Source organism: Deltaproteobacteria bacterium (assembly GCA_016210005.1).
In the GTDB taxonomy this organism is placed as follows: domain Bacteria; phylum Desulfobacterota; class Binatia; order HRBIN30; family JACQVA1; genus JACQVA1.
On the sequence record JACQVA010000084.1, the window covers coordinates 1 to 21384 of the forward strand.

The 21384-nt window shown below is 65.3% G+C and carries 21 protein-coding genes; 11 read left to right on the forward strand and 10 right to left on the reverse strand.

Translation table 11 applies throughout. From position 1 onward, the window contains the following. Nucleotides 1–277 precede the first annotated feature (277 nt). Entirely contained in the window at nucleotides 278–958 is a 681-nt protein-coding gene (locus tag HY699_08635; GenBank protein ID MBI4515865.1) for a DUF4336 domain-containing protein, read from the forward strand. A gap of 23 nt (nucleotides 959–981) precedes the next feature. Here HY699_08635 and HY699_08640 read toward each other — a convergent pair whose 3' ends face one another. Beyond that, nucleotides 982–2133: an acyl-CoA dehydrogenase family protein gene (locus tag HY699_08640; GenBank protein MBI4515866.1), complete on the reverse strand. Its 1152-nt coding sequence runs from the start codon at nucleotides 2131–2133 to the stop codon at nucleotides 982–984. A 55-nt stretch (nucleotides 2134–2188) separates the two neighbouring features. Here HY699_08640 and HY699_08645 point away from each other — a divergent pair, with 55 nt between their 5' ends. The 3 genes from HY699_08645 to HY699_08655 are packed head-to-tail and all read left to right on the forward strand — an operon-like array spanning nucleotide 2189 to nucleotide 6031. Beyond that, complete coding sequence (locus HY699_08645; protein MBI4515867.1) at nucleotides 2189–4492, forward strand: hypothetical protein; 2304 nt, start codon at nucleotides 2189–2191, stop codon at nucleotides 4490–4492. Then, a complete protein-coding gene (locus HY699_08650; protein MBI4515868.1) occupies nucleotides 4477–5448 on the forward strand; it encodes an alpha-L-glutamate ligase-like protein in 972 nt (323 codons plus the stop codon). The genes HY699_08645 and HY699_08650 overlap by 16 nt, the downstream gene beginning before the upstream one ends. A 37-nt stretch (nucleotides 5449–5485) precedes the next feature. Continuing rightward, a complete protein-coding gene (locus tag HY699_08655; GenBank protein MBI4515869.1) occupies nucleotides 5486–6031 on the forward strand; it encodes a L,D-transpeptidase in 546 nt (181 codons plus the stop codon). Between the two features lie 30 nt (nucleotides 6032–6061). Here the strand turns inward: HY699_08655 and HY699_08660 are convergent, their stop codons facing one another. The 3 genes from HY699_08660 to HY699_08670 all read right to left on the reverse strand — a co-directional run bounded on the left by HY699_08660 (nucleotide 6062) and on the right by HY699_08670 (nucleotide 8112). After that, entirely contained in the window at nucleotides 6062–6889 is an 828-nt protein-coding gene (locus HY699_08660; protein MBI4515870.1) for a chlorite dismutase family protein, read from the reverse strand. A 130-nt stretch (nucleotides 6890–7019) separates the two neighbouring features. Beyond that, a complete protein-coding gene (locus HY699_08665) occupies nucleotides 7020–7544 on the reverse strand; it encodes a hypothetical protein (GenBank protein ID MBI4515871.1) in 525 nt (174 codons plus the stop codon). A 106-nt stretch (nucleotides 7545–7650) separates the two neighbouring features. Then, on the reverse strand, nucleotides 7651–8112 hold the full coding sequence (locus HY699_08670) for a hypothetical protein (protein ID MBI4515872.1): 462 nt from the start codon (nucleotides 8110–8112) through the stop codon (nucleotides 7651–7653). A 141-nt stretch (nucleotides 8113–8253) separates the two neighbouring features. Here HY699_08670 and HY699_08675 point away from each other — a divergent pair, with 141 nt between their 5' ends. Further along, nucleotides 8254–9762, forward strand: coding sequence for a hypothetical protein (locus HY699_08675; protein ID MBI4515873.1), 1509 nt, complete (start codon nucleotides 8254–8256; stop codon nucleotides 9760–9762). 37 nt (nucleotides 9763–9799) lie between these two features. On the opposite strand, the gene HY699_08680 is transcribed toward HY699_08675, so the two are convergent. From HY699_08680 to HY699_08700, 5 genes are all read right to left on the reverse strand, one after another. Further along, on the reverse strand, nucleotides 9800–10174 hold the full coding sequence (locus HY699_08680; protein MBI4515874.1) for a hypothetical protein: 375 nt from the start codon (nucleotides 10172–10174) through the stop codon (nucleotides 9800–9802). Nucleotides 10175–10527: 353 nt separating this feature from the next. After that, a complete protein-coding gene (locus tag HY699_08685) occupies nucleotides 10528–11661 on the reverse strand; it encodes a thioredoxin domain-containing protein (protein ID MBI4515875.1) in 1134 nt (377 codons plus the stop codon). A 9-nt stretch (nucleotides 11662–11670) separates the two neighbouring features. Further along, nucleotides 11671–12015: a hypothetical protein gene (locus tag HY699_08690; protein MBI4515876.1), complete on the reverse strand. Its 345-nt coding sequence runs from the start codon at nucleotides 12013–12015 to the stop codon at nucleotides 11671–11673. A gap of 2 nt (nucleotides 12016–12017) precedes the next feature. Then, nucleotides 12018–12347, reverse strand: a complete 330-nt coding sequence (locus HY699_08695; protein MBI4515877.1) for a hypothetical protein — start codon at nucleotides 12345–12347, stop codon at nucleotides 12018–12020. Nucleotides 12348–12584: 237 nt separating this feature from the next. Next, a complete protein-coding gene (locus HY699_08700) occupies nucleotides 12585–13454 on the reverse strand; it encodes a hypothetical protein (GenBank protein ID MBI4515878.1) in 870 nt (289 codons plus the stop codon). Nucleotides 13455–14921: 1467 nt separating this feature from the next. Between HY699_08700 and HY699_08705 the strand changes: the two genes are divergently transcribed. The 6 genes from HY699_08705 to HY699_08730 all read left to right on the forward strand — a co-directional run bounded on the left by HY699_08705 (nucleotide 14922) and on the right by HY699_08730 (nucleotide 20351). After that, on the forward strand, nucleotides 14922–15593 hold the full coding sequence (locus tag HY699_08705; protein MBI4515879.1) for a hypothetical protein: 672 nt from the start codon (nucleotides 14922–14924) through the stop codon (nucleotides 15591–15593). Nucleotides 15594–15720: 127 nt separating this feature from the next. Beyond that, complete coding sequence (locus HY699_08710) at nucleotides 15721–16179, forward strand: hypothetical protein (GenBank protein MBI4515880.1); 459 nt, start codon at nucleotides 15721–15723, stop codon at nucleotides 16177–16179. Nucleotides 16180–16188: 9 nt separating this feature from the next. Beyond that, nucleotides 16189–17001 carry a hypothetical protein gene (locus tag HY699_08715; protein MBI4515881.1) on the forward strand — a complete coding sequence of 271 codons (813 nt, stop codon included), beginning with the start codon at nucleotides 16189–16191 and terminating at the stop codon, nucleotides 16999–17001. Beyond that, nucleotides 16998–17918 (forward strand): ABC transporter permease, encoded by a 921-nt coding sequence (locus HY699_08720; GenBank protein ID MBI4515882.1) that lies wholly within the window; start codon nucleotides 16998–17000, stop codon nucleotides 17916–17918. The genes HY699_08715 and HY699_08720 overlap by 4 nt, the downstream gene beginning before the upstream one ends. Continuing rightward, a complete protein-coding gene (locus HY699_08725) occupies nucleotides 17915–18745 on the forward strand; it encodes an ABC transporter permease (protein MBI4515883.1) in 831 nt (276 codons plus the stop codon). The genes HY699_08720 and HY699_08725 overlap by 4 nt, the downstream gene beginning before the upstream one ends. Before the next feature lies 1 nt (nucleotide 18746). Beyond that, nucleotides 18747–20351: an ABC transporter substrate-binding protein gene (locus HY699_08730; protein ID MBI4515884.1), complete on the forward strand. Its 1605-nt coding sequence runs from the start codon at nucleotides 18747–18749 to the stop codon at nucleotides 20349–20351. Here HY699_08730 and HY699_08735 read toward each other — a convergent pair. Beyond that, complete coding sequence (locus HY699_08735; protein MBI4515885.1) at nucleotides 20302–21243, reverse strand: hypothetical protein; 942 nt, start codon at nucleotides 21241–21243, stop codon at nucleotides 20302–20304. The genes HY699_08730 and HY699_08735 overlap by 50 nt on opposite strands. Nucleotides 21244–21384 lie beyond the last annotated feature (141 nt).

Sequence of the window (21384 nt, forward strand, 5' to 3'; positions counted from 1 at the left end):
CTGGTCTACTACGAAGCGCACGGCTGCGCCGAGACCGCAATCGTGCGGGAGAAGCAGCTGAAGAAGCGGCGCCGCGCCTGGAAGATGGCAAATTGCGTCCCTTTCGGCCATGGGCCTCGGCCTGACAGTACACAGTACTGTCAGACTGGTGAGGATTTGCCCGGTCGGCTGCACGTTACCCACAGATTTGTCGCACACCCTCGCCCGGGCTTGCTTGAACCACGGCTGGCTATCGCGACCGCCATTGACTACGCTGGCATCCGCAGAGGGCGTGCGTATGCTGCGTGAACTGGACAATGATCTCTGGGTGGTAGAGCGGCCGCAGCGGTTCTACGGGCTCGAGGTCGGGACGCGTATGTCCGTGATCCGGCTCACCGATGGCAGCCTGCTGCTGCACTCGCCGGTGGCGCTCTCGCCTGAGCTTGGTCGCGAGCTCGATGCGCGCGGAGCGGTTCGCTTCGTGGTCGCACCGAACCGCTTTCATCACCTCTATGCCGGCGAGGTGCAGCGGGCCTACCCGCAGGCGCGGCTGTGGGTGGCGCCCGGGCTGGAGCGTAAGCGACCCGACCTGAGGATCTCGGGCGTCCTGGGCGACGGCGCCCCGGAACAGTGGCGCGGCGAGGTGGATCAGGTCTTCTTTCGCGGGCGGCCGTTCGAGAACGAAGTGGCCTTTTTCCACCGCGCCAGCCGCACGCTGTTGTTGTGTGACCTCGCCTTCAATTTCGGGCGCAGCGCGGCACCGCTGACGCGACTGCTGATGTCGGTGCTGCAGCGGCGCGGCGGCTTCGGACCCTCGCGGCTGGACCCGCTTCTCATTCGTGATCGCACCGCCGCGCGCGCGAGCCTCGCGGCTATCCTGGCGTGGGACTTCGATCGCGTCGTGGTCGCCCACGGTGACGTACTCGAGCGCGGCGGCCACGCCGCGTTACGCGCCGGCTACGCCTGGCTGGAAGGGTAGGGCAGCGCTTGAATCTGCCGGGGCTAGACCTTGTAACGCTGCAGTAACTGGCGCGCGATCACCAGGCGCTGAATCTCGTTGGTACCTTCGCCGATGATCATCAGCGGGGCATCGCGATAGAAGCGCTCGACCGGAAACTCCTGCGTGTAGCCGTAACCGCCGAGAACGCGCATGGCTTCGGTGGCAACTTCCAGGCAGGTCTCCGAGGCGAACAGCTTGGCCATGCCAGCTTCGACATCGCAGCGCTCGCCACGGTCCTTCTTGTCGGCCGCGCGGTAGGTGAGCAGCCGCGCCGCGTCGATCTTAGTGGCCATGTCGGCAAGCTTGAGCTGGATGGCCTGATGCTCGCAGATCGGCTTGCCGAAAGTCTCCCGCTGTTGCGCGTAGCGGATGGCCTGCTCGAAGGCGGCGGTGGCGACGCCGACGGCGCGGGCGGCGATGTTGATGCGGCCGACCTCCAGACCGCTCATGACCTGGCGAAACCCTTGCCCCTCCTTGCCGCCGAGCAAATTAGCCGCCGGTACGGCGTAGTCCTCGAAATTGACCTCGCAGGTTTCGATGCCCTTGTAGCCGAGCTTGCGCAAGTCGCGGCCGACAGTCAGTCCGGGTCCCTTTTCGCCGATGAACATGCTGATGCCTTTGTAGGGCGGATCGGCATGCACGTCGGTCTTGGCGGCGATGGCGTAGAGGGTGCCGTAGCGGGCGTTGGTAATGAACATCTTGCTACCGTTCAGGACGTAAGCGTCGCCGCGGCGCTCGGCGCTGGCGCGGATGCGCTGGACGTCGCTGCCGGCATGGGGTTCGGTCAGGCAGAGGACGCCGCGATGCTCGCCGCGCGCCATCGCCGGCAGGTAGCGCCGCTGCTGCTCGGCGGTGCCGTGCACGCGCAGCATGTAAGCGAGCATGAGATGGGTATTGAGCACGCCGCTGAGGCTCATCCAGCCGCGGCACAACTCCTCGACCACCATGGCGTAGCTGGTGACGTCGAGGTCGAGGCCGCCGTACTCGGGGGCAATGGTCGCACCGAAAAGGCCCAACTCCTGCATCCGTGCCACCAGCGCGTGCGGATACTCGTCGCGATGCTCCAACTCGCTCGCCACCGGCAGTACCTCGCGTTCGACGAAGCGGCGGATGGTGGCCAGCAATTGCTCGCGAATCTCGACTGGGGTAGTCACGTGCAGCCTCCTTACCCGTGGGAAAGCCGCGCCTATGTGTCACTGTTGCAGGTTGATGGCAAGGCGGCCCGACTTGCCGCCACCGGGGCGGCTCTGTTACTCGAACATGGTGCGCTTCCGACGGTTTGGTTCGCTGGCCTGGGCTGTGGGTCTATTGCTCGCGGGGGCGCAGCTCGCCGCGGCGGCGGAGCGCACGCCGACCTCCGGCACCGAGGTGTTCACGGCCCGTGATGACGCGCGCCAGGGGCGCGAGAAGCCGGCGCTGGCGGCGACAACTTACTGGCGCGTGCAAGCTTTCGTGAAGGTGGCGCAGGCCGGCAGCGGCGCGCACGTGCAAATGTTGCTGCCGCTCTCCGACGCTCACCAGCAGATAAGCGCGCGTAGCTTGGCCGCATCGGCGATGGTATTTCGCGAGGAGCCGCAGGCCGGCAACCTGTGGGGTCATTGGACACTGCCGCAGGCCAGCGGTGGGCCAGTCGAGCTGGGCTACGAAGTCGTCGTGGCCAGCAGCGATTACGAGCGCCCGGTGCCGCGCACGGCGCTCAAGAGTTTCAGCGCGCCCGCCGACGCGCATGCGGAGCTGCAGGCCTCGGCACTGATCCAGAGTGACGATCATGACCTCCGCCGGCGTGCCCACGAACTGATCAAAGATGCCCAAACGCTCGATGCCGCGGTGTGGGCGCTGTTCCAGTACACAGCGGCATTCGTCAAGGGTGGCACGGCCGAGGCCAAGGCCGACGCGCGCACCGTGCTGCAACAGGAACGGGGCAGCAGCGCGGGCAAGGCTCGGCTGCTGGCCGCGTTGCTGCGCGCCGTGGGTATCCCCGCCCGCTTGGTCGGCGGTTTGAAGTTGGAGGATGCCAGTAAGAAGCGGGCGACCACTTCTTGGGTTGAAGCGCGCGTGGGCGCGGCCGGCGACAGCTGGGTCCCGCTCGATCCGGGCGGCGGCTACTTCGGCTGGCTGCCCCACAACTACCTGGCTTTGTACCGCGGCGATTTGCCGCTGATCGTTCACAGTGCGGAGCTCAGCCTCGAATACGGCTTCGTGGTGCATCAAGCGAGCCGTGAGGCGGCGCAGGCGGCCAACAGAGCCGCAGCCGGAGCGCCGCCGGCGGGCGTGCTGGCGGCCGGCCCCGAACAAGTGCGCACCACGGCCACCTACGTCGAGCGCCCGGTGGCCTCGGTGGTGTTGATTGCGGACCAGAGCGTACCTGAGGCAGTGAGCGACCGGATCGTCAAGGAGGCGCAGGAAGAGGAAATCGACGTGGTCTTGCTGCAAGCCCGCTTCGAGTCGCGCTACTTCCGCGAGCTCTACCTGCAGCGCCTGATCAACAACAACCTGACCTTGATTCGCCAGGCCAACGTGCTGCTCATCGCCACCGGCGACGATGCCGGCCTGTACGCGCTGCTGACGCTGGGCGAGAAGCAGATGGCGCTGGCGGATGCGCGCATCGTGATCGCGGGTGATTTCCTGCAACCGGTGGGGGCGGTGATCGGGGTCGTGCTTCGGCGCCTAGTACAGGCCGGCGAGGTTGTCTTGGTGAATCGCCCGGCGAACTTGTTGGCGCTGTGGGAAATGACAAGAGCGAACGTCATCAATGGCGTGCCGATGGCGGAGGAAGCTCGCAAGTGGGATCTCCAGCCGCTGGTGGTGAGCCAACTGACGGATGACGACCTCAGCCACTGGCGTCGCTTAGTGGTAGGCGCGTGGACCCGGGCAGTGCGCGCTCAAGTGCCGCTACAGGCGCTCAATCTGATCCTGGTGTTGCCGATCATCGCCGCGCTGATCGTGGTGGCGCGTACGGTGGTGGGACTCGAGACCTTCGGGATCTTTTCGCCGGTGATCGTGTCGCTGGCGTTCTTGACCACGGGCCTGCGCTGGGGGGCCGCGATCTTTGCGGTCATTGTCGGTCTGGGAGCGTTGATGCGTGCCGGCTTGCAGCACCTGCGGCTGCAGCTGGTGTCACGGCTGGCGATCTTGGTCGCCATGGTGGCGGGGGTGATGGCCGGGCTCACGGTCGTCGGCGCCTCCTTCGGCATCGGCGCGCTGATGAACGTAAGCATCTTCCCGATGGTGATCATGTCCAACGTGATCGAGAACTTCACCTCGTCGCAAGCCCAGTTCGGCACCCGCGAAGCCATCCGTCTGACGGTGAATACGCTGCTGCTGGCGACACTCTGCTATCTGGCGGTCGAGAGCACCGGCTTGCAGTCACTGGTGCTGGTGTTTCCGGAGATGTTGCTGGCGGCGATCGTGGTGGACGTGGCTTTGGGGAAGTGGCGCGGACTGCGGCTGCTCGAGTATCTGCGGTTCTTTGATCTCACTCGGCGGATGGAGAAGCCGTGGCGGCCGGTTTGAGCGCGCGACTGCGCTGGTTGCGCCACAACGTCCTGGGGATCAACCGGCGCAACCAGGAGCTGTTGCTGCGCTGCAACTCGCCGCGCCTGATCGCGCTGGTCGATCACAAGCTGCGCACCAAGACGGTGCTGGCGGCGCAGGGGATAGCGGTGCCGGCGACGTACGCGCAGTGCGCACGCGCGGGTGAATTGGTGGCACTGGCCGACGCCTGCGATCGCCAGCCGGAGTTCGTGCTCAAACCCGCCTGCGGTGCCGGTGGCGAAGGAATCGTGGTGATCGCCGGGCGCGACGGCGATCAGCTGGTCAAAGTCGGAGGTGGGCGGCTGAGCCGGCGCGACCTGCTGGCGCACGCCGCGGATGTGCTCAGCGGCGCCTTTGCACTCGGCCAGACGCACGACGAGGTGCTGATCGAGCAGCGCTTGAAGACCGACGCGGCGCTGGCCCCGTTCTGCCCCGCGGGCGTGGCTGACTTGCGGGTGTTGGTGGTCTGGGGTGTGCCGCTGATGGCTATGCTGCGGCTGCCGACCCAGGCCTCGGAGGGCCGTGCCAACTTGCACGTGGGCGGTATCGGGATCGGGCTTAAGCTCGTGGATGGCTCGCCGGTTTATGCCGTGTGGCGCGATCGCCCGGTCGAGCGCCATCCCGACACGCACCAGCCGCTGTGCGAGGTGCGCATCCCGGCCTGGCGCGAGCTGCTGGAGCTGGCCGCTCGCGCCTATGAGGCGGTGCCGTTGGGCTACCTGGGGGTGGACATAGTGATCGATGGGAGCGATGGGCCGATGATTCTTGAGTTGAACGCGAGGCCGGGCTTGAGTATTCAGTTAGCGAACCGGTGCGGTTTGCGTCCGTTGCTCGGCGCCCTGGCGCAGGAACAACCCGGGGCCGCCAAGCAGCTGGCCGCGGCGCAGCGGGTCGAGTTCGGGATCGCGCTGAACGAGCGTTATGGGGAAGGCTGATGTGATGAGTGATCGGGGTCGCGTGGCAGGATGGGTAATGGCGAGCGTTGCCGCGATCGCCGTCGCGGTACCGTGGGCATACGCCGGCGAGCGGCGCCGGCCAATGTCAACACTGCCGGTGATCGAGGTGTGGAAGGCCAAGCACGAGATGTGGTTGAAGCAGGACGGCCGCATCTCGCGGCGATTTCGCATCTACCTCGGCCGGCAGATCGAGGCGACCAAAGAGCATCAGGGTGATGGCCGCACCCCGGTGGGGAAGTATTACGTGGCGGAGAAGCGGGCGAAAAGCTCGTTCCGCCGCTTCCTCGGCATCAGCTACCCCAACATCGACGACGCCGAGCGTGCCTTTGCCGAGCGCCTGATCACGGCTGATCAGTGGGCCGACATTCTGTTCGCCAATCTGCGCGGGCAGGTGCCGCCGTGGCAGACGCCACTCGGCGGCCGTGTCGGCATTCACGGCCACGGCGGCCGCGATGATTTCGGCTTCGATTGGACCAAAGGCTGCATCGCCGTTAGCGACGATGACATCGACTACCTTTACGCCCGAGTACCGGTCGGCGCCCCGGTGATCATTCACGACTGAAGACGAAGGACGCGAGCGCTGCTGTGGCAGCTACAGCTTGAGCACCTCAGCCAACTCCTCGGGCGTGAAACGAATACCGACGTAGAACGAGCCGAATTCACCGTAAATAGCGCTGCCCAAGTCGAAGCGCATCTCGTAGACGACGTCGCGCAGGCTCTTGAGGTCGCGCGCGAACAGGGTCACTCCCCACTCCCAGTCATCGAGGCCGATACTGCTGGTAATCAGTTGTGTGACACGGTCGGCAAAGCGGCGTCCGGTGGTAGCATGCCCACCCATGAAGCGCTTGCGCTCGCCGAAATCGAGCGTGTACCAGTTGCGCGTGTCGCGCCGGGTCTTGGTCATCGGGTAGAAGCACAGGATCGGAAAATCGTCGGGCAACTGCGGATGCACACGTGCATCGGCATACAGGGCCATGCGTTTGGTGAAGCTCTTCAGGCTAGCGGCAAACTCCGCTGAGGCCGGATCGAGCTTCTGCTCGTCGATCAGCTGTTTGGCCCAGTCGCCCGCCGTCGACATGTACTCGCTGACCTCCGAGATGGAGAGAAACGAGTACACCGGCAGCAAGCAGGCGCCGATCGCCGTGGCCGCGAGCTCCTGGCCCAGGCGCTGGACGCGGCGGACGTCGGGGTGGACCGCCATGAAGGCAACGTCCGCCTTGGCGATGCCCGCAAGGGGGATAAGCTGCAAACCCTCTTCGGCCTGCGCGGCTCGCAGCCAAGATTGGAATTCGGCCACGGCGCTAGCCCGCGCCGGCGCCGGCAGCCCATGCCAGCGGGCCCGATCGACGCGGTAGAAGAGATGCAGCACCGCCCAGCCAGCGGTGTCGGGGGTCAACGCTGGGCCTGCCTGATCGGCCATAGAGTGTCTCCTTCCAGCTCGACACTACCCAGCGTGCAGCGCTCCGGCAACAGGCTCCGGTGGAGTGCGGCAGCGAAGACGGCGACAGCGTGACGGCCCCGCAAGGGTTCCGGCTTGGGGACCGCTAACGCTAACTCTTGAGCTCAGCCAGCTTCTTGACCTCGATCTTCTTCCACCACTCTTGCATGGTCTTCGGATCGAGTCCGTTGATGTCGATTTGCACCAGGTAGCGGCCGGCCAAGAAGACCGTGAGCGAGCCATACTTGTTATCGGTGTTGTAACGCTCGGTCGCCGGGTTGCCGTCGAGGGGGAAGCCCTTCTCGTAGCCATCGGTAGACTCGTTGGAGAACTGCGGCATGGCGGCATAGGCGGCATTGAAGAACTGGTTGCCGGTGCCGTCGGTGATCTTGACCGTAACGGTATGTTCCGAGTCCTCCGAGTCCTTGTGGTAGGTTCGCGATACCTCAGTGACCTTGAACCCCATCGCCGCACTGGTGGAGCCCTGGGCCTTCTCCGCCACAAAGCCGGCGACCTTGTCGGGAAGCAGCGGGATGAGTTTGCTGAAGTGCAGCGGCTCGGTTGCCTGCTGGGCCAGCGCGCTGCGGGCGAGCAGCAGGACGGCCAGTGTCGAAGTGAGCGTGACGAAGGCTCTCATTGCGAATCTCCTTGGTGGCAAAACCGAAGTCGCGGGCGAATAACACGACCGGGCCGGGGGAGTCAAAAGCGCCTCTTGCCTCTGGCGGGCTGGCGCACGTACTGGCTCACTGCGGCGTGTACTTCACCAACACGCGCGAACCGTCCTTGAAGCCGGAGCGGAACTTCTGCTCGTACGCGGGCCAGCGATCGGGGTATTTCTTGGCGTAGGTTTGCAGCATCAAGTTCTGCACCTCGGGGTCATTCACCAGCGAGCCGACAGCCTGAAAGGCCGGGCCGTCAGATTTTCCGATCGCGATTCTGGCCGCGGTGCGTCCGGCCTTGATGCGCTTCACGCGCCAGGTGGTCGGCGGTGTACCTACCCAGAGCGCACCCGCGTGATGGAGGAACCAAATCTCTGCTGGCTTGCCGAAGCCGCCGGTCTTGCGTTGGCTGGCGATGTAGACGTAGGTGGCCTGGTCAAGTTCGGCCGTAAGCGCCGCGGGCAACTCGGCCGCGGGGATCGAGCCGGCGCGGCTCAGGCTAACGATGAGCGCCAGGGCTAACGCCAGGTGAATCGGACGTGACATAAACACACCTCCTAGACGGCTCCCCTTTTTCGGTTCGGTTGCGCCACTCCTACCGATCGCCGCCGTGTAGTCAACCGCGCTGACCCCTTCAATTGTGCGCGGACACCGGCTAGTAGGTTGGTCAGAGGGGCAGGGGGTGCCATGGCGGACGCAGTTGGGCTCAAGATCAACGATCCGAAGTTTTGGGACGCCGGCGAGCTGCGGCAAGAGGTGAACCGTGTTTTCGACATTTGCCACAGCTGTCGCCTGTGCTTCAAGTTTTGCGGTAGCTTCCCGGCGTTATTCGAGCGAATCGATCAGATAACAGAGGGGCGGCGGCGGGCGCATTTGGCGGCGCACCCGGAACTGATCGCGGCGGCAGACCGCAAGCGAGCGGCGGCCGCAGCCGCCGAGCCGAAAGTGCATGAAGGCGAGCGGGCGGAGGCCTTCGGCGACGAGTTGCCCGAGCTAGCGGCGCACGCGAGCGACTTGAGCGAGGTCGAGATCGACGGGATCGTCGAGCGCTGTTTCCAGTGCAAACTTTGCTATCCCAATTGCCCATACACCCCGCCGCACGACTTCGCGCTCGACTTCCCGCGCTTGCTGCTGCGCTGGAAGGCCTTGCGCGTGCGGCGCAGCGGGGTGCCGCTGACCACACGCCTGATCCGCAACAGCAGGCTCATCGGCCGGATTGGCAGCCTACAGCCGGGGTTGGCGAACTGGGCGATGAGCAATCGCTTGAACCGTTTGGTAATGGAGAAGACGGTCGATATCCACCGCGACAAGCTGCTGCCGCGCTTTCAGGCGGAGACCTTTCCCGCCTGGTGGCGCCGCCGTGGACCTGCACAGGTGGAAGCGCCGCAAGCTCCAAAAGCCGGCGTGGAGGCGCTCACGCCGCTGAAGGTGGTGCTGTTTTCGACCTGTCTGGTCGACTACCACGCGGCCGAGACCGGTAAGGCCGCCGTGCGGGTGCTCGAACATAACGGCGTCGAGGTGGTGTTCCCCGTTGAGCAACTGTGTTGCGGCATGCCCTTTCTCGATGGCGGCGACGTCGAGGCTGCGGCGTACAATGCCCGCCACAACGTTGTACTGCTGCACCAGTGGGTGGCGCGGGGCTACGCCGTGGTCATCCCGTCACCGAGCTGCAGCCTGGTCGTGCGGGAAGAGTACCCGCAGCTGCTCGGGGACGCGGCTGGCGCTGAAGTCGCCGCCCACAGCCACGACCTAGCGGAGTACCTCTACCGGATTGCGCGTGAGGGTCGCCTCAAGCGCGACTTCAAGCGCAAACTGGGGACGGTGAAATATCACGTGCCGTGTCACATCCGGGTGCAGAACATCGGCCTGCGCGGGCGCGACCTATTGAAGCTCATCGCCGATGACGTGCAGGCGATACAGGAATGCTCCGGACACGACGGGACATGGAGTATGCGCACGGCCAACTTCGCCGAATCGCTGCGCTGGGGGCGCAAGCTCTTCGAGGGCATGCGGGCTGGGGTAGGGGAGGGCGGTTGCACCGCCTGCTCCGACTGCGGTCTGGCAGCGCTGCAAATCGAGCAGGGCTGCGGCCAGGCGGCCGTGCATCCGGTGGTGGCGCTGGCGTTCGCCTACGGGTTCGGCGTCGGCGACGCGGATCTCGTGCTGGGACCGCAGGCGAGAAGCAGCAGCCCGTGACGTAGCCCCGCTCAAGCGGGGCAGAATACAGCTGGCGTCAGAGCGAACGGCGCCGCTTGCTACTACACATGCGGCTTGCCATGCGCACATTGGGGCGCGAGCGCGGAAGGGCCTTCTTGGGGGGAACTCGCTCGCTGCGCAGCTTGAGCAATACCCTGCGCACGGCGTCGGGGCTGAGATTGAGCGTTTCGCAAACCACGACGAAAGAAAACGGCGAGCGGCGATGGGCCGAATGCACCCAGTATTCAGCCTCTTGCGCTGCGTTCTTGGCGGCGCTGAGGTAGCTACGGATGCCGTCTTCGAGTACCGCGAGCATCAAGGCCTTGGTGCCAGTGAACTCCGCCTGGCGCGGCTCGCCCCCTGCGATGGCTTCCAAACGGGCAAAGTCGAGATCTACGTCCGGTGTAATCACTTCTAACCCACCTTCCTGTTCCCGTGCGGAGCGACGCTGTGCTCTGCTCATGGTTACGTACTCTCGGCAGGTGAATGGCCACGGGCCACTCAGAAGCCGCGGCGAGTTGCCGTGGCGATTACACAGCAATCGACGTGCCCCGCGTTGGCGGTCGCGGGGTTGAATGGGCGGGAGCAGGAAGGGACACCTAGGCTGGCGAGAACGCGACAGCGTGGCGTTGCTGCCGCATTGCCCCGTTGCGTCGGCGGTGCCGAGGATTGCGGCTTAGGATCGTGGGCGGGAGGCCGAGGCGGCCAAGCAACCGCTGGCGATTTCGGGGGCTGGCACGTGGTACACGCCAGCCCCCCGGGTCTTTAGGATGCCGCGCCCTTTTCCTTCAAGATGTCGTCGATGATCTCCTGGAAGTTCTCGAATGGCACTGCCCCGGAGATGAAGCGGCCGTTGATGAAGAATGCGGGTGTGCCGTTGACGCCCACGGAGTTGCCGACCTCCACGTCTTTCTGCACGGCTTCGGCGTACTTATCGCTCGTCAGGCAGGTCTTGAATTTCTCGCTATCAAGTTTGAGGTCGGCCGCGTACTTCTCCAAGTCGGATTGCTGCAGCGCCTGCTGGTTCTTGAACAACGTGCCGTGGTACTCCCAGTACTTGCCCTGGTCGCCGGCGCAGCGAGCGGCCTCGGCTGCCTTCTGGGCGAAGGGATGGAAGCCCAGAGGATAGTCCCGGAATACCAGGCGCACCTTGTCCTTGTAAGTGCTGAGCACCTGCTCAACTGCTTGCTCAGCACGACTGCAATAGGGGCACTGGAAGTCGGAGAACTCGATGATGGTGATCGGTGCATTGGCTGGGCCGCGCGTGGGGCCGGTGCCGGGTACGTTCACCACCGGCGGCTTTATCTTGATGGAGACCTTAGCCTGCGAGCGCAGCCGACCGACGTAGGTTTCGCGCATGGCCTCGATCCGAGCATTGCGGAGATGCTGGACCAGGGCTTCGCGGACCTCCTCGATCGGCTTCTCGATGCGGTCCTTGGCTTGCTCATACAGACTTTCCACCTCGGCGGAAGTCGGCTCAGAGACCTTGGCGGCGATCTCAGTCTCCAACAGTGCGTCGACCGAGACGCCTTTAGCCTTGGCCTCCTTTTCGAGCAGGCGCTGCATGATCAGCGCATCGACGCCTTCCTTTTTCGCGTCGTACATTTCCGACTCGATGGAAATGAGCTTGCCCTGAACCAGCTTGCGCACATCGCCTTCGGTAATGGGCTTGCCGTCGACAGTGGCGAGAACGTCGCTGTCGGCGGCGCGCACCGCCGAAACCAACCCAGCCAGCGCCAAGCAGGCAGCCAGCGCCAATGTCGTTTGTTGCCGGGAAAACATCATCGAATGGTCCTTTCTATTCGCTTCTCTTGCCGAATTCATTTTCTCTTTCGCCCGCCACCGGGCAAGTCGGCACCGCACGCGTGGTCGTAACTGGTGCCACACGAGCGCCGGCAACGCAAATGGCTACTGCGCTGGCTCAGTGGCGGGCGGGGTGTTCGGGGCGGAGCTGCTCGCGGGTTGCTCGCGGCGGCGCATTTCCTCTTCCATCGCAGTGAACCGCCGCTCGAGTTCGCGAAAGCTGGTCGTCATTCGTTCGGCGAGGGTGCGGAACTCCTCAAGTTGGCGACCGAGGTCTTCCTTGTCACGCTGAGTTTCCACCAGGCGACGCGAGAGCTCGCCGACTTGCAAGGCGGCCACGCTCGAATCGGTATTGCATGGGGGCATGCCAAACAACGCGATGATCGCGCCCAATGGCAGGCCGAGGATCAGGCCGAGTAGGAGTCCCGGGAGAAATCGCCAACGAGGCATTATCACTGTACCGGCGTTGCCTCGCTGCCGGCGTCCTCGTTCTGGATCGACTCCAAGAAGCCGGTGAGCAGCTCCAGGCGGCGGCGGGCGTACACGGCAGCGACGCCCGGAGCGCCGCGGGCCGCAAAGCGCTGGTTCCATGCCGGCATCTCGCGCGTACCGTGGTCGGGTATTTCGCGCTCACCCGACAACACAGCGACAAGTTCGTCGCGCGGGAAGGCGCCGTGACGGGCGCGCAGGCTCGTGAGGTCGGCGGGCGCGCGCACCAGCGCAGCGGCCACCGGGCCGCGCCCGCGGGCGTTCGCCCCGTGGCACGGCGCGCATGCTTGCATGTACACCTGCTTGCCTTCGCTAATCGAGCCGGCTTGTTCGGCCGCGAACGCTGGAAGGTAAAGCAGGGCTGCGAGCGCAGCGCACAGGGCCAGGGAAGATGGCGGCCGCCGCCGCGCGGGTGGCTTTCGCGAAAGTCCAGAGGATCGGCTTGCCAGTGTTCGTATTCTAACCATTGCGTGGCGCTGGTAGCAGGAAATGTGCATCACGCCAAGGACGCCCTGCAGCCGGCTACCGTTTCAGCGCCGGGCGCGGCGACCGCACAGGCCCAGCAGCGCCGCAATAAGTGAAAGGGCGAAAGCGGGGCTCGGACGTTGAGATCCAACCGCACAGCCGCCATCCTCCCCGGTCGCGGTAAGGTCGTAACCGGGAGGGGGCGTGCCCGGGGCAGCGGTCGCCGGTGCAGCTGTTCGAGTAGGTCGCAGCGTCGGCGTTGGTTTCAGGGCGGTCGGTGTGGGGCTTCGGCGTGGAGCGGTTGCGGTGGGAGTCGGACGGGCGCTGGCCGTGGGGGTAGCGCTAGGGGCCGGTTCCGAGGTGACCGTCACTGCGCCGCTAACGGCCTCGTCGATCGGTTGCAGACTATTGCCCGTATCACGCGCCAACACGTTGCTCAGCGTCAGGGGTATGTCGCCGGGCGGGGTCGCGGCGTCCACGCCGAAGGTGATACGCAACAGCGTCGCTGCGGGCAAAGCATTACGGCGCGCTGGATCGGTAACCACAAGGTCCAGGCGCTGATCGTCAGCGATCGTGTCGCCGTTTGCGATGATCAGCGAGAAGGCATCCAACCCAGCATGGCCGTCTGGATTTTGTTCGATTGCGTCCGGGACACCGTCGAGATTGCTGTCAGTGGTATCAAAGCTCAGTCCCGAGAAATCCAGACTGAATTGCAGCGATGCAATCTCGTCGGCCCCACCCGCCGAGTGGTCGTCGTCGGCGGGCACAAAAAGCACCGGTACCGACACGGTTCCGCCCGCGCGTGCCTCGGTGTCGCGTACCACGACGTCTAACCCGGCCTCGGTCTGCGGCTGGCCGCCGTGCGCTCCCGGTGAGGCCACCAAAAGGGCCACAGCAAGCGACGTTGACGTTATCGAGAGCCTCATCCGCATCATCTCCCCCGTCCTAGAAGGGGTTCGATTCTCAGCGGAGTGTGAGGCAGATGTCAAGCATAATCTTCCCCGTTCCCCGGCTCTCCCCCTGCTTGATCCTTGTAAACGGGGTACCGTAGGTTGGGTACGGTCGGGGCGAGCCATCACGCCGGAAATGGTTGGGCAATTCTTTGGGGCGGTGCGCGAGGGAAAAGCAAAAAACACTTGACACCGGGTCATCACCTTGGGCAAAGTGACGCCAGTGTGGTGGGCAGGTAGCAGGCAGTATCGCATTACGGGCGCAGCAGTTTGGGGGATCAGGAAATGAAGAGAGGAAGATCAGTAGCGGTCGGGGTAGCACTATGTGGGCTCTTGGGCATGGGCGCGCCTGCGCGGGCCCAACTTCACGGCGATTTGCTTCCCGGTTTTAGTGCGAGCTGCACTATTCTGCGAGGGGCGAACCAGGTGACCGTGCAAGTCCGCGCCTTCAACGGGTCGAACGTGGACCTGACCGGGCTGACCGCGTCGCACCTGACCATGGAGAGCTCGGGAACCGCCACGCTCGAGATTGTAACCATGCCGGTGATGCGCCGCGTGCTGATTAGAAACAACGCCCATAGTTTCAAGTGGCAGGGCACTCTTTCGGGTGAAGGCACGATCGCGATTTCAACCGATGTGACCGCGGAGACGCCGAGCGGCCAGACCGTGACCACCGGTCTCGCATTTTGCGAAGTCATTACGGTGACGGTGCCTCCGACTGAGACGCCGCGGGTTGCGCCAACGGATCGCCCTACGCGCACGCCGGAACCGACCAGAACTGCGCGCCTGGAGGCAACACCTGAGCCTACACGCACCCCACGCCTGACTTCGACACCGGAACCAACAGACACACCGCCGCCAACGAGGACTGCGCGCACTCGGTCAACTCCGACGGAGCGGCCGACACGTGAAGAGAAGGCGACGCGCACGCCGGTCCCGCCCCTGGCGACCCGTACCCGAGTACCTCCGACCAATACACCGGCTGTTGATCTCGGGGGGCTGAACGCTAGTTGCTTCACTTTCGTAGATGGTAGTGATGTTTCCGTCACGCTGCTGGTAGGCAACGGCACCGGGGTGGATCTGGAAGACGTCACGCCGCTCGTCCCGACCATCCACTCCACTGGGTCGGCAGTTCTGCAGCTTGGGAGCGCCGTGCCCGCGCGATTCTCGCGAGTGGCTGCGGGCAACAACGCACGTTTTCGGTGGGATGGGCAGATCTCCGGCGAAGGGCAGAGTGCCGCAAGCCTCAGCGCGCGCGTTACCGTTAACGGTGAGACCGCCGAGGTGCAGGCCGATTGCGAGGCCGTGTCTTCGACGGTGCAATCGACACCCACGCCGCGCGTTACGCGCACACCCGTGCCCGCGGCCCCGACACGCACGGCTTCGGCGACGCCAACGGTAAATCTCGGTGCCTTCGGGGCGAGCTGCCGACTTGTTAAGGCCGGCGACCATGTGAGCGTCTTGCTTGTTGTGCGGAATGATACTGGCACGGCCGTCACCGCGGTGCGGCCGTCCAGCTTGGATATTAACGCCACGGACGGCGTTTCGTTTACTATCTCCAACGGTCCTGCCCCAGGGGTGTACAACCTGCTGGCGAGCGGAAACCGAGCGACGTTCAAGTGGAACGGGCAGTTGAGTGGCGCCGGCAATGTCATCATTTCGGTCGGCGCTTCCGGATTTGCCGCGGGCGGGGCAGAGGTAGCAACGGGAACGGTTGACTGTGGGGCTGTCGGAATCGAGGCACCACCAGTGCCGGCATTTGACCCGAATCAGCTGATTGGCCTGTGTACCGCGACAGTCGTTGATGGCAAGGTCTTGGTGTCGTTCCGCTTGGAAGTGTTCAACGGTACCGGCGCCGAGTTGACCAACCTGACTCCGTTTGGTCCGGATATTGAGACGACTGGATCGGTGGAACTGACCATGACGACTGGCCCGGAGCCAGGTTCGCTCCGACTGCTGCGCGCCGATCGCCGTGCCCGCTTCAAGTGGCAGGGATACGGTGGCGGCCGGGGGCTGGCGTTCATCCATGTTGGCGTGAACGCGACCGGGCCGAACGGCGAGGCGGTGAGTACTGGCGTGATCGAGTGTAATACGCTGGTGGTGCCTCCAAAGCCGCGCGGATAGGAGCCGCCCGGCTACCATATGGACAACGGGCCGGCAGCCGATGCTGCCGGCCCGTTGTTGCTTCTAGCTCCGACGAACGGCTCGCGCACCCTTTTCGCACGCACGGTGTTGGTCTAGACTGCGGCGCATGAGATCGCGTCGACACCGCAACGGGCACGGGCACCGGGGAGTTGGTGGAGCCGACCGGCCGACACCGCCAAACTCGAACCTGGCCGCACGCTCCGGCATCGAGCCCTTCCAACTGTTCTGCGCCTATCACCTCGGCATCACCGCCGACGGCAGGTACGAGTTCCAAAACATCCACCAGGTCGCCAAGCGGTTCGGCACCAACGCCGGTGTCATTCGCCAAGCCCTGGCCGAGTTGTCCATGGACCCGGACACCATCGTGCACAGCTCATTCGACATGGCCGGGGCGCAAGTCGACATCATGCTGGCCCCGGAAGGAATAGACCGCTTCGAGCTAGCGCGCGAGCTGTACCAGAGCTTCCTTAAAGCTCCGCGGCGCGACCGCGATTGGAAGCGGGAATTGGCCGATGATGCCCGCGACAACGAGCGGATTTTTGGTCCGGGACGAAAAGGGTACTGATAGCGACACGTGCGCACCTCCGAGCCAGCCGCCTTCTCCGCCCCCGACGGCGACGCCGCGGTCTATCTGGCACTGCATCGCCGCGGCTGGCGCTGGCGCCAGGTGGCCCAAGAGGCCGGCATCCTGCCGGCCACTGCGCGGGGGCGGGACCGCTTCATGTGCCTGCTCCGTCACTATTCGTTCCGATTGTTCCTGCGCGACGTGATCAAGCACGGCGACGACCTCGCCGTGGCTCTTCTCACCCGCTATTGCTCGCCCGCCGTGGCGCGGCGTTACCTTGACTTCCTGGTTGCCGCGCGACTGGTGCGCCGACTCGCCGCTGGGCGCTACCGCCTGTGCTCGCCGCCGGTGCGCTCGTTTGGGCCAACCCTGGAGTGGTGGGTGGCACAAGTCCTCGCCACCGAGTTCGGCGTGCCCTGCGTCGCGAGCCTGCGCCTTGAACGGGGCGCCGCCGGTGGCGACTACGACATCATCGGCTGGCTCGAAGGCGGGCTGCTCTACGTTGAAACCAAGTCCTCGCCGCCGCGCAACATCGACGAGCGCCAAGCGCTGGCGTTCTTGCGCCGCGTCGCCGCTCTGCACCCAGACGGCGCGATCTTCCTCAACGACACCCAGCTCCACATGGCACCGAAGATCGTCCCACTGCTGCGTCGCGCCTACCGCGCCGAGTTCGGCCCCTGTAGGCTGGAGCGCCTCGAACGTGAAGTGTACCTGCTCGGACGTGCTGTGTACGTGACCAACAGCGACCCTGATCTGGTGGCCAACCTCGGACGCTGCTTGGCTCACCGCTTGCGCGTGCGCAACAACACGGCTCGCCCATGATAGCGCTGCGGCGGCTGGCGACGGGTCTGGTCATTTTGCTCGGTGTGAGCGTGCTCACATTCACGCTCGCGTTCGTGGTCCCCAGCGATCCGGCGCGCACCGTCGCCGGGCCAAAGGCGGACAAAGAGACCCTCGACTTGATCCGACGTGAGATGGGGCTGGACCAGCCGCTGCCAGTACAACTCGGACGTTACCTCGGCCGCTTGCTGCGCGGGGATTTCGGCCGATCCTATGTTACCCGGCAGGACGTGCGCGCGGCGATCCTAGAACGGCTACCCGCAACCATATCGCTGGCGGTTAGCAGTCTGGTGCTGGCAATCGTGCTCGGACTCGCTGCGGGGGTGTTCACCGCACTGAGGGCGGGAGCCACGATTGACCTGACAGTCATGGGGGTGTCGCTGGTGATCTTGTCTTTTCCGGTCTTTTGGCTCGGCCTGCTGTTGTTGGATGTCGTAGCCTACCGCCTGCGCTGGTTGCCGCTAGGTGGCTACGGCGGCCTGAGGTCGGTGATTCTGCCCGCGTGTGCTCTTGGGCTTGGTCATGCGGCCTATTACGGGCGGGTGCTACATGCCGGCATGCGCGAGGTGCTGAGCCAGGATTACATCCGCACCGCGCGGGCAAAGGGCCTCGGGCCGCTGGCCACTTACGCCCACCACGCGCTGCGCAACGCGCTGATTCCGCTCACCACACTGGTCGGGCTCGACTTCGCTGGCTTGATGGGTGGCGTAGTGCTGACCGAAACCGTCTTCAACTGGCCCGGACTCGGCCGGCTCGCCGTCGATGCGGTGTTCAATCAGGACATCCCGCTGATCATGGGTACGGTCCAGTTCGGCGCGGTGCTGGTCGTCGCCGTCAACCTGGCGCTCGATCTTGTCTATCGCCTGATTGATCCGCGGATTCGCTACCACGCCCCATGAGTGCGAGTTCGAATCGCCAACGCCTGCTGGCGCCGATCGGCGGCGTAATGGTGGGCGCGCTCATCGCGCTGGCTGTCGCCGCTCCGTGGCTGGCACCGTACGACCCCGTACGCGCCGTGGCTAACAGCTTCGGACTGCCGTTCTCGCCGCAGTGGGCGTATCCCTGCGGCACTGACGAGCTCGGTCGCGACGTCTTGAGCCGCATCGTCTACGGTGCGCGGATCTCTCTGGCTGTGGCGGCGGCGGCGACGGCGCTGATGGTCGGTATTGGTACGACCGTGGGTCTAACGGCCGGTTACTTCGGTCGTTGGGTGGACACTCTCCTGATGCGTGGCACCGACGTCGTGCTGGCGTTCCCGGGCCTGTTACTGGCGCTGGCGCTGGTTGCCATCATCGGGCCCGGCGTGTCATCGATTCTCATAGTCATCGGCTTGGTGAGCTGGCCGGGAATCGCCCGCACAATTCGCGCCGAAGTGCTCAGCCTGCGCGAGCGCGACTTCGTGCTGGCGGCCACCGCTCTGGGCGCGGCGCCAGGGCGCCTGATGTTGCGGCACTTGCTGCCGAACACGTTGCCGACGATCGTGGTGATGGCGGCATTGGGTAGCTCCGGAGCGATCGTGCTCGATGCCGGATTGAGCTTTCTCGGTCTCGGCGTCCCCGTTCCCGCACCGAGCTGGGGCCGGATGCTCAGCGATAGCCAGACCTACTATCGCACCGCCCCGTGGCTCATGATCTTTCCCGGTCTGGCGATCGTCTACGCGGCGGTGGCGTTCAATTTCCTCGGCTACGGGCTTTTGGCGCGCCTCGAACGGCGCCGGGACGGGTAGGGTGCGCTCCCTGGCCTGGCTGCTGGTGCTGCTGCTTGGCTGCGGTGCGCCGCAACCAAGCGATCTGCCGCCGGACTATCTTCGCCTTGCCGGCGTCGACGACGTGCCCACACTCGACCCCGCGCTCGGTTACGACACCACCTCGTGGCTCTTCGAGCAGATGCTGTTCAATACCCTGCTCGACTACGATGACGCGGGCGGCCTCGTACCCGAACTCGCAACTTCGTGGGAGGTGAGCCCGAACGGGCTGATCTACAGCTTCAATCTGCGCCACGACGCCCGCTTTACCAACGGCCGGCCGGTGTTGGCTGCCGACGTGAAGTTCACGCTCGAACGTGTCCTCAATCCCAAGACACGCTCGCAGGGCATCGAGTTCTTCACCTCGATTGCCGGCGCCGGTGAATTCATCGCCGGAGGTGCAACCGAGGTCACGGGCATTCACGTGGTCGGCGACCAGGAGTTGCGGATCCAACTCCTGCGCCCTGACCCACTGCTGTTGCACAAACTCGCCTTGCAGTTTGCCGCCGTCACACCGCGCGAGGAGGTGGAACGTTGGGGCGAGGACTTCACCGAGCACCCGACCGGCAGCGGCCCGTTTATCTTGCAGGCATGGGCGCGCGGGCGGCGCTTGGTGTTGCAACGCAACCCGAACTACTTCGTCGCCGGCCAGCCGCGGCTGGCCGGGGTGGTGCGGTTGGTCGGCGTTAGCGACCAGCTGGCGTGGTTCAAGTTCGAGGCGGGCGAGTTGGATGTCACGGGAATTCCAGCGGCGGAATTTCCGCGCGTGATCGCCGACCCGCGCTACGCATCGCTCTTGCGCCAGGAGACCGCGTTGCGCACGCAGTACCTCGGCCTCAACTGCGAGTTGCCGCCGTTGACCGATCACCGGGTGCGCCAGGCGGTCAATCACGCCGTCAACAAGGAGAAGCTGTTACAACTGATCAACAACCGTGGCGTCGCGGCCCGGCGCATCGTGCCGCCCAACATGCCCGGTTACGAGGCTGAGATTGCCGGCTATGAATTCGACCCCGCGCGCGCCCGCACGTTGCTGGCCGAAGCCGGCTACCCCGAGGGCTTCGCCACCGCTCTCTGGGTGCGCTCGGACGAAGACGGCCGGCGCATGGCCCAAGCGGTTCAGCAGGATCTCGCTGATGTCGGCATTCGCGCTGAGATCCGGCCGATCGCCTGGGGGCCGTTTCTCCAGGCGGTAAAGAGCCCGGGCTTGGTGCCGATGTTCCAACTCGGCTGGGAGGCCGACTTCCCTGACCCGAGCAACTTCCTCGAGGTCCTGTTTCACTCCAAGAACCGCGGCTCCAACAACGATGCCTTCTACGCAAGCGCCGCGGTTGATCAACTGTTGGATCGCGCTGCCGTCACCGTCGCCGCGGCGGCGCGGGTGGCGGCGTTGCAGCGGGCCGAGCAGTTGATCATGGCCGATGCCCCTTGGGTGCCGTTGTACCACCCAGTGGCGTACCAGGTCGTCAGTGAGCGCGTGCGTGATTTTCGCCTCAACCCGCTGCGGCCGCCACGCCTGGAGCGAGTGTGGCTGGCGCCTACTAGCGCCGGGGTGCCGGCACCGACTCAACCTGCCCCGAGCGCATCTTGAAGATGAGATCCGCCACCCGCTGCGCGGTTTTTAGCTTGGCGTTCAATTCCTCGTTGTTGCGCACCATGGCCGCCACCTGCTGGCGCAGCTCGGCGTTCTCGGCGCGGGCCTCTTCCATCGCTGAGACCGGTACCGCGACCTGCGCCGCACGCGTGCGCGCCACCGTCACCTCTTCCTGCAGCGCCGCCAGCTGGCTTTGCAGCGCAGCCTCGCGCTCGCGGCTGGCAGCCAGGTCGCGCTCCGCGCTCGCGACGATCTCTTCCTGTCGCGCTTGCAGCTCGTTCAAGCGCTGCTGCAGCTCGGGGTCCGGTGCAGGCGCGTCGGCTGGCGGGGCCGGGGCTTGCGCCTGCGCCTGCAATTCAGTCAGCTGCTGAGCGAGGCGCTCGCGCTCGGCGCGCTCTTTGTCGAGTTGAGCGCGGAGCGCATCGACTTCGCTGCGCGCCTGCCCGAGAGCAGCCTCATCAACGGGCGGATGCAAAGGGGCGGTCGAGGTTTCCTGTTTGAGGCGGCCCAACTCACCTTCGACGTTCTCGCGGCGCAGCCGCTCGCGGGCCAGCTCATCCTGCAAGCTGGTCACTTGCTGGCGCGCCTGCTGTGCCTGGCTCTGGGCACTCGCCAACTGCTGCCGCGCGGCTTCGGCTTCCGTTTGAGCGGCTTGCAGCACGGCGGGCGTAACGCCGGTGTCCGCCGTTGCGGCGGCGGGGGCCGCGTTCACGGCGGTGCTCAGGCGCGCCACTGTCGTCTCCAGCTCCTTGCCGTGGGCCTGGAGGCGCCGGACCTCGCCGTGCAAAACGTCAACCTGCTCCTCCCGCTGAGCCAAGCGCTCGCGCAGCATGGCGTTCTCTTCTTCCTGGCGCTTGAGCACGGTATCCGCCTCGTCAACCGCAAGCACCGCAGGTTCCGGTGCGAGGGCGACGACAGGCGGCGGGGCAGGGGGCGGTGTGACCGTTGGGCTACAAGCCGCGAGGCTCAGTACCGCGCCGAGGAGCAGCGTTCTCGCCTGATGTGAGCGCATGGCCGCAAAGTACAAAGA

Coding starts and splice junctions, on each gene's coding strand:
- HY699_08675 (MBI4515873.1), top strand. CDS start 8,254: ATGGCGGACGCAGTTGGGCTCAAGATCAACGATCCGAAGTTTTGGGAC.
- HY699_08670 (MBI4515872.1), bottom strand. CDS start 8,112: ATGTCACGTCCGATTCACCTGGCGTTAGCCCTGGCGCTCATCGTTAGC.
- HY699_08720 (MBI4515882.1), top strand. CDS start 16,998: ATGATAGCGCTGCGGCGGCTGGCGACGGGTCTGGTCATTTTGCTCGGT.
- HY699_08645 (MBI4515867.1), top strand. CDS start 2,189: ATGGCAAGGCGGCCCGACTTGCCGCCACCGGGGCGGCTCTGTTACTCG.
- HY699_08690 (MBI4515876.1), bottom strand. CDS start 12,015: ATGCCTCGTTGGCGATTTCTCCCGGGACTCCTACTCGGCCTGATCCTC.
- HY699_08665 (MBI4515871.1), bottom strand. CDS start 7,544: ATGAGAGCCTTCGTCACGCTCACTTCGACACTGGCCGTCCTGCTGCTC.
- HY699_08635 (MBI4515865.1), top strand. CDS start 278: ATGCTGCGTGAACTGGACAATGATCTCTGGGTGGTAGAGCGGCCGCAG.
- HY699_08710 (MBI4515880.1), top strand. CDS start 15,721: ATGAGATCGCGTCGACACCGCAACGGGCACGGGCACCGGGGAGTTGGT.
- HY699_08695 (MBI4515877.1), bottom strand. CDS start 12,347: ATGCAAGCATGCGCGCCGTGCCACGGGGCGAACGCCCGCGGGCGCGGC.
- HY699_08700 (MBI4515878.1), bottom strand. CDS start 13,454: ATGATGCGGATGAGGCTCTCGATAACGTCAACGTCGCTTGCTGTGGCC.
- HY699_08655 (MBI4515869.1), top strand. CDS start 5,486: ATGGCGAGCGTTGCCGCGATCGCCGTCGCGGTACCGTGGGCATACGCC.
- HY699_08660 (MBI4515870.1), bottom strand. CDS start 6,889: ATGGCCGATCAGGCAGGCCCAGCGTTGACCCCCGACACCGCTGGCTGG.
- HY699_08725 (MBI4515883.1), top strand. CDS start 17,915: ATGAGTGCGAGTTCGAATCGCCAACGCCTGCTGGCGCCGATCGGCGGC.